A 1,575-nucleotide genomic window follows, 5' to 3' on the forward strand; every position below is an offset into this window, starting at 1 on the left:
GGTGAACGGATTTGCCTATTCACCAGCCTAATCGCTTGGACGCGCATTTCCAGCAGCGCGCTCTCCCTATCTTTCTGCGTCCCCCCGTCGTTCAAACGGAAAGGAGGTGGTACAGGAATATCAACCTGTTATCCATCGCCTACGCCTTTCGGCCTCGGCTTAGGTCCCGACTAACCCTGAGCGGACGAGCCTTCCTCAGGAAACCTTGGGCTTTCGACGGACAAGATTCTCACTTGTCTTTCGCTACTCATACCGGCATTCTCACTTCTAAGCGCTCCACCAGTCCTTTCGGTCTGACTTCACAGCCCTTAGAACGCTCTCCTACCATTGTCGTAAGACAATCCACAGCTTCGGTGATACGTTTAGCCCCGGTACATTTTCGGCGCAGCGTCACTCGACCAGTGAGCTATTACGCACTCTTTAAATGATGGCTGCTTCTAAGCCAACATCCTGGTTGTCTAAGCAACGCCACATCCTTTTCCACTTAACGTATACTTTGGGACCTTAGCTGGTGGTCTGGGCTGTTTCCCTCTCGACTACGGATCTTATCACTCGCAGTCTGACTCCCGCGGATAAATCGTTGGCATTCGGAGTTTGACTGGATTCGGTAATCCGGTAAGGACCCCTAGTCCAATCAGTGCTCTACCTCCAAGATTCTTGCCGCGAGGCTAGCCCTAAAGCTATTTCGGAGAGAACCAGCTATCTCCAGGTTCGATTGGCATTTCACCGCTACCCACACCTCATCCCCGCATTTTTCAACATGCGTGGGTTCGGGCCTCCATTCAGTGTTACCTGAACTTCACCCTGGACATGGGTAGATCACCTGGTTTCGGGTCTACGACCACGTACTATTTCGCCCTATTCAGACTCGCTTTCGCTGCGGCTCCGCCTTATCAGCTTAACCTTGCACGGGATCGTAACTCGCCGGTTCATTCTACAAAAGGCACGCTGTCACCCATTAACGGGCTCCAACTAGTTGTAGGCACACGGTTTCAGGTTCTCTTTCACTCCCCTTCCGGGGTGCTTTTCACCTTTCCCTCACGGTACTGGTTCACTATCGGTCACTAGAGAGTATTTAGCCTTGGGAGATGGTCCTCCCGGATTCCGACGGGGTTTCACGTGTCCCGCCGTACTCAGGATCCGTCTCGGAGGGCAGCGGATTTTGACTACAGGATTGTTACCTTCTCTGATGGACCTTTCCAGGTCGCTTCGTCTATCCGTGCCTTTGTAACTCCAAAGAGACGTCCTACAACCCCAGAGGGCAAGCCCTCTGGTTTGGGCTGATTCCGTTTCGCTCGCCGCTACTCAGGAAATCGCGTTTGCTTTCTCTTCCTCCGGGTAATGAGATGTTTCAGTTCCCCGGGTCTGCCTTCCATTCCCTATGTATTCAGAAATGGATACTATCCTATTAAAGATAGTGGGTTCCCCCATTCGGAAATCTCCGGATCAAAGCGTACTTACAGCTCCCCGAAGCATATCGGTGTTCGTCCCGTCCTTCTTAGGCTTCTAGTGCCAAGGCATCCACCGTGCGCCCTTAGTAGCTTAACCTTAGATTCATTAGACTTGATTGCTCAA

At 52.1% G+C, this 1,575-nt stretch carries 1 rRNA gene; it reads right to left on the minus strand.

Annotation, left to right across the window (positions count from 1 at the left end):
- A 23S ribosomal RNA gene (locus tag JI666_RS20845) occupies window positions 1–1,548 on the minus strand; the annotation flags it as partial.
- Between the last annotated feature and the right edge of the window lie 27 nt (window positions 1,549–1,575).

Origin of the sequence: Bacillus sp. NTK071 (assembly GCF_017303315.1) — a bacterium.
Classification (GTDB): Bacteria; Bacillota; Bacilli; order Bacillales; family Guptibacillaceae; genus Guptibacillus.